The organism is Gammaproteobacteria bacterium (assembly GCA_011375345.1).
Lineage (GTDB): Bacteria > Pseudomonadota > Gammaproteobacteria > DRLM01 > DRLM01 > DRLM01.
In genome coordinates, this window is record DRLM01000089.1 from 22939 (window position 1) to 28938 (window position 6000).

A 6000-nucleotide genomic window follows, 5' to 3' on the forward strand; every position below is an offset into this window, starting at 1 on the left:
TTACCTCTTTTGTGTTTTGACGGTTTGGTTCGCACCACCATCAACACCGGTAACCCTCTCTTTTTCAACTACTGAGTGTCAGATCTGGTCTGAACTACTACACTTTGATTCAACTGGCCAAACACCAGATTTGACAATAGCTCGTTTCTGCTGTCGTCAGCTTCTCTGTTTGTCGACCCCGTCTCTGGACTTTACCCTCTCGACAAGCCTGGTCAGACAGCCGAACCCACGAATCTTTCTCCAGACAATCCAGAGCCAGAAGCGGACCCCAGGATTGGTCAGCGTGATCGCATACAGGGCTCAGCGATGCAGGGCCCGGCCGGCTACGGCCAGGGCGGCTTCCCGCAGGGTTTCGGACAAGGTGGGATGGGCATGGGGGGTACGGGCCAGGTCTTCGGCGCTGCCGCCGAATTCCATCAGCGTCACGGCTTCGGCGATGAGTTCGGAGGCGTTGGGACCGATGATGTGGACCCCGAGCACGCGGTCGCTGTCCTGCTCGCTTAGGATTTTCACCAGCCCCTGGGTGTTACCCATGGCGTGGGCGCGGCCGTTGCCGATGAAGTTGAAGGTGCCGGCGCGGAAGGCTATACCTTGCTCTTGCAACCGGGCGCTGGTCTGTCCCACCCAGGCGATTTCCGGCCAGGTGTAGATAACCCAGGGAATGGTGTCGTAGTTGACCTGGCCCGCCTGACCGGCGATGAGTTCCGCCACCATGATGCCTTCCTCGGAAGCCTTGTGGGCCAGCATGGGGCCGCGCACCACGTCACCGATGGCGTAGACCTTGTCCAGGGTGGTGCGGCACTGTGCATCCACCTCGATGAAGCCGCGGGCATCGAGCCTGAGTCCGGCTTCCTTGGCACCCAGGCCGGCGGTGTTGGGCCGGCGGCCGGTGGCCACCAGGAAGCGGTCGACTTTCAGGCTCTGGGCGCCGTCGGCACTGTCGTAGCCAATGGTGACACCCCGTTTGCCGGCACGGGCGGATTGAAAGCGGGCGCCCAGGCGGATGTCCAGGCCCTGAGCGCTCAGTTGGCGCCGGGCTTCCCGGGCGATGTCGGCTTCCAGGCGATGCAGGAGTTGGCCGCTGCGGTTGAGCACAATGACCTCGGCGCCCAGGCGCTGCCAGACGCTGCCCAGTTCCAGGCCGATCACGCCGCCCCCCAGAATCCCCAAGCGCTTGGGCACGGTGGTGAAGGCCAACGCGCCGGTGGAATCGACAATGCGCTCGCCATCCACGGGCGCGGCGTCCACCGCGGTGGGAGTGGAACCGGTGGCGATGATGATGTGGCCGGCTGTCAGCGTGTCCCGGCCGCCGTCATGGGCGGTGACTTTGACCTCGCGGTTGCTGAGGAGACGGCCCCGGCCTTTGATCCAGGTGATTTTGTTTTTGGCAAACAGCGCCGCCACCCCCGAGGTGAGGGTGCGCACCACCTTGTTCTTCCGTGCCTGCATGGCGGCCACGTCCAGGCTGACTTTTTGCGCGCGGATGCCGTGATCACCCAGCTCGTGCTGCAGACGGTGATAATGGTGAGCACTGTCCAACAGGGCTTTGGAGGGGATGCAGCCGACGTTGAGGCAGGTGCCGCCCAAGGCCGGTTCGCCCTGTTCGTTGCGCCAGTCGTCCACGCAAGCGGTGTTGAAACCCAGTTGGGCGGCACGGATGGCGGCCACATAGCCGCCGGGGCCGCCGCCGATAACCAATACGTCAAAATCTGCCATGGTGTGCCTCGGGTGTGGTGGGGTTCGGTGCCAGACGGCTCAGACCTGTAACAGCAAGCGCGCCGGGTCTTCGATCATCTGTTTGATGGTCACCAGAAAGCTCACCGCTTCCCGGCCGTCTATGAGGCGGTGGTCGTAGCTCAAGGCCAGGTACATCATGGGCCGGATGACCACTTGGCCATTTTCCGCCACGGGGCGCTGGTCGATCTTGTGCATGCCGAGAATGGCGCTTTGGGGCGGGTTCAAAATGGGGGTGGACAAGAGGGAACCAAACACGCCGCCGTTGGTGATGGTGAAGGTGCCGCCGCTGAGTTCCGCCATGTCGAGCTTGGCTTCGCGGGCGCGCTGGGCGTAGTCGAGCACGGTTTTTTCCAGACCGGCGAAGGACAGGGCGTCGGCGTCCCGCACAATGGGCACCACCAGGCCGCGCTCGGTGCTCACGGCCACGCCCACATCGAAGTAGTTGTGATAGACGATGTCGGTGCCGTCGATGGCGGCGTTGACTGCCGGAAACTCCTTGAGCGCCGCCACGGCGGCTTTGATGAAAAACGACATGAAGCCCAGCTTGATGCCGTATTTCTTCTGGAAACTCTCCTGATAGCGCTGGCGCAGGTCCAGCACCGGCTGCATGTTCGCCTCGTTGAAGGTGGTGAGCATGGCGGCATTGTGCTGCGCCTGCACCAGGCGTTCGGCGATGCGGGCCCGCAGGCGGGTCATGGGCACGCGCTGCTCGCGCCGGCCGGGGGATGCCGCTGTGGGAGCCGGCGGTGCCACCTGGGGCTTCGCTGCGGTTTCAGCCTTCGCCGTGCGCTGCGCAACAGCCCGCAGCACATCGCCCTTGGTGATGCGCCCGTCTTTGCCGGTGCCGGTGAGGGCGCTGACCTCCAGCCCGTGCTCGGCCACCAGTTTGCGCACGGCGGGGCTGAGGGCGCTGTGAGGCGCGGCGGGCTTTTCCGCCGCCGGCCGGGGCCGGGCGGCAACCGCCGCCGCACCCTCGGTGTCGATGACCGCCACCACGGTGCCCGGCGTCACCACCGCGCCCCCTTCTGCTTTCACCTCTGCCAGTACGCCGCTTTCCGGCGCGGGCAGCTCCAGCACCACTTTGTCCGTTTCCAGATCAACCAGGTTTTCATCGCGCCGGACCGGCTCCCCGGGGCGCTTGTGCCACGTTCCCAAGGTGGCGTCGGCCACAGACTCGGGCAGGGGCGGGACGTTGACTTCGATGCGCATAGCGGCTCTCCCTGTCAGGCGCGGCGGGCGCGGCGGTGGGTGTGCAATTCCGTGGCGGTGGGCACCTCGAAGGGCGCCAGCGCCTGATTCACCAAGGCGGCCTGGGCCTGTTGATGCTTGACCAAAAAGCCTTCCGCCGGGGCAGCGTAGGCGGGCCGGCCGGCATAATGCAAGGGCCGGCCGGCGGTATAGGGCTCCAGACGGTGCCGCAGGTGATTCCAGGCGCCTTGGTTTTGCGGCTCTTCCTGGCACCACAGCCACTCGTCCGCCCCCTCATAGGGCGCCAGCACCGCCGCCAGAGCCTCGGCGGGAAAGGGGTTGAGTTGTTCAATGCGGATGATGGCGATGTCCTGTAAACCGCGTTCGCGCCGTTCCCGGAGCACATCGAAATACACCTTGCCGGTGCACAGTACCACGCGGCGCACTGCCTGGGGTTCGATATCGTCCACTTCGCCGATGACGGTGCGAAAAGCGCCCCCGCTGAGGTCCGCCAGGGATGACACCGACAACGGATGGCGCAGGAGGCTTTTGGGCGACATCACGATCAAGGGCTTGCGGTATTTGCGCAAGGCCTGGCGCCGCAGCATGTGGAACATCTGCGCCGGGGTGGTGGGCGAGCACACTTGCATATTGTCCCCGGCGCACAGCTGCAGATAACGTTCCAGGCGGGCGGAGGAATGCTCGGGACCCTGGCCGTCGTAGCCGTGGGGCAGCAAGACAACCAAGCCCGCCAGGCGGCCCCATTTCACCTCGCCGGAGCTGATGAACTGGTCGATCACCACCTGGGCACCGTTGGCAAAATCACCGAACTGGGCCTCCCAGATCACCAGGCCCTCGGGACCGGCGGTGGCGTAGCCGTACTCAAAACCGAGCACGGCTTCTTCCGACAACAGGGAGTCCACCACGGTGAACCGCGCCTGCCTGGGGCTGATGTGGGCCAGGGGAATATACACGTCACCGTTTTCCTGGTGATGCAGCACCGCGTGGCGATGGAAGAAAGTGCCACGTCCGCTGTCCTGGCCCGACAAACGCACGGGATAGCCTTTGGCCAGGAGACTGGCATAGGCCAGGGTCTCGGCAAACCCCCAGTCAATGTTGTGTTCCCCCGCCGCCATGGCGAGGCGGGTTTTGACGATGCGCGCCACCTGGGGGTGCAGCTTGAAACCTTCGGGAATGCGCAGCAGGGCCTGACTGAGTTTGTTGATCTGGGCGGCAGCCAAGGCGGTGTCCACGGCCTCGTCCCAGGACGTGCCGACATAAGGCGCCCAGCCGCGGGCATATTTGGATTCCACGTTGGGCACGATGTGGGGCGCCACCAGCGCCCCCTGCTCCAGTTGCTGACGGTACTCGCGCACCCAGGTTTTGGCATCGTCGGCACCGATCACGCCGTCTTGCTCCAGGCGCCGGGCATAGAGCCTGGTGACGGCGTCGTGCCCGCGTATGGCGCGGTACATCACCGGCTGGGTCACCGCGGGCTCGTCCGCTTCACTGTGGCCATGGCGGCGGTAGCAGACCAGATCGATCACCACGTCACGCTTGAAACGCATGCGGAAATCCAGGGCCATGCGGGCGGCGCGCACCACGGCTTCGGGCCGGTCGCCGTTCACGTGCAGGATGGGCGCCTGTACCATGCGGGCCACTTCGGTGCAATACAGGGTGGAACGGGCGTCCAGGGGATTGCTGGTGGTAAAACCGATCTGGTTGTTGATGACAATGTGCACGGTGCCGTGGGTGCGGTAGCCCCGGGCCTGGGACATGTTGAAAGTCTCCATCACCACGCCCTGGCCGGCGAAAGCCGCGTCGCCGTGGATCAGGACGGGCAGCACCTGATCGCCCGTAGCGTCGCCGCGGCGGTCCTGGCGGGCGCGCACCGATCCTTCCACCACCGGGTCAATGATCTCCAGATGAGAGGGGTTGAAGGCCAGAGCTAGATGAATCGCGCCGCCGGGGGATTGGATATCGGAGGAAAAGCCCTGATGATATTTCACATCGCCCAGGCCGGGCGCGTCCAGCTTGCCTTCGAACTCCTGGAACAGGGCGCGGGGCGCTTTGCCCAGCACATTCACCAGCATGTTGAGCCGGCCGCGGTGGGCCATGCCCAGTACCACTTCCCGCACATGCTGGGCGCCAGCCCGCTGCAGCAGCTCGTCCATCAGGGGAATCAGACTCTCCCCGCCTTCCAGGGAAAAACGCTTCTGCCCCACGTACTTGGTGTGCAGATACTGCTCCAGGCCCTCGGCGGCAATCAGGCGCCGGAGAATGTGGCGCCGCTCCTTGGCGGAAAAAACGGGCCGGGCGCCCGGATCTTCCATGTGGCCCTGGATCCAGCGCTTTTGGGCGGTGTCGGTGATGTGCATGTACTCCGCCGCCAGCTCGCCACAATAGGCGCTGCGCAGCATGGTGACGATTTCGCGCAAGCTGGCGTGGGGCGGACCCACGAAAGAACCGGTGCTGAACACCGTGTCCCAATCGGCCTCGGTGAGGCCGTGGAAAGCCGGGTCCAGCTCAGTGACCGGAATCTGCTCCTGCAACCCCAGGGGATCCAGATCCGCCTGCTGGTGACCGCGGAAACGGTAGGCATTGATGAGCTGCAGCACCGCCACCTGTTTGCTCTCGGCGGGGGTGGAAGGCTGTGCCGAAAAGACTTTGGGTGCGGCGGCCTCAGCAATCAGGGCGGCGCGCACGGCTTCGTGATCCACCCCTGCCGCCCCGCCGCCGGCGTCCAGCTCAGCGAAAAAGCGGCGCCATTGTCCGGGAACGGCCCCGGGATCCGAGAGAAAGCGGTGGTAGAGGTCTTCGAGGTAGGACGCGTTGCCGCCGTAAACGGGCGTGTCGCCAAAATCAGCCATTAATGGCTCCTAGCCAAATCCATGCTGTCATTATTTTAGTCGCCCCGGCGCATCAATCCTTTAACAGGATGTTGAAAAAGGCCGTCCTGGCCTTTTTCAACGCCGGAAGCCGAAAATGCGATTTCCGGCTTCCTCACGTTTTCAATGACTTGCCGTCATTGAAAACGGCGGCGCATCCCCGCGCCGCGGCACAGGCTGCCGAAAA

At 64.5% G+C, this 6000-nt stretch carries 3 protein-coding genes; all 3 read right to left on the minus strand.

Going from position 1 to position 6000, the window contains the following annotated elements:
- Positions 1-300: 300 nt before the first annotated feature.
- From lpdA to ENJ19_06750, 3 genes are read right to left on the minus strand one after another with little or no spacing between them, the layout of a single operon-like run.
- The gene (gene lpdA / locus ENJ19_06740) at positions 301-1716 is read right to left on the minus strand and encodes a dihydrolipoyl dehydrogenase (protein HHM05422.1); all 1416 of its coding nucleotides are present in this window, start codon (positions 1714-1716) and stop codon (positions 301-303) included.
- Between the two features lie 39 nt (positions 1717-1755).
- A complete protein-coding gene (odhB, locus tag ENJ19_06745) occupies positions 1756-2946 on the minus strand; it encodes a 2-oxoglutarate dehydrogenase complex dihydrolipoyllysine-residue succinyltransferase (GenBank protein HHM05423.1) in 1191 nt (396 codons plus the stop codon).
- 14 nt (positions 2947-2960) lie between these two features.
- A complete protein-coding gene (locus tag ENJ19_06750; GenBank protein HHM05424.1) occupies positions 2961-5795 on the minus strand; it encodes a 2-oxoglutarate dehydrogenase E1 component in 2835 nt (944 codons plus the stop codon).
- Positions 5796-6000: the final 205 nt, after the last annotated feature.

Bases quoted from the DNA above. Each gene is read 5' to 3' on its own strand.
- lpdA (HHM05422.1), bottom strand. From the start codon at position 1,716: ATGGCAGATTTTGACGTATTGGTTATCGGCGGCGGCCCCGGCGGCTAT.
- odhB (HHM05423.1), bottom strand. From the start codon at position 2,946: ATGCGCATCGAAGTCAACGTCCCGCCCCTGCCCGAGTCTGTGGCCGAC.
- ENJ19_06750 (HHM05424.1), bottom strand. From the start codon at position 5,795: ATGGCTGATTTTGGCGACACGCCCGTTTACGGCGGCAACGCGTCCTAC.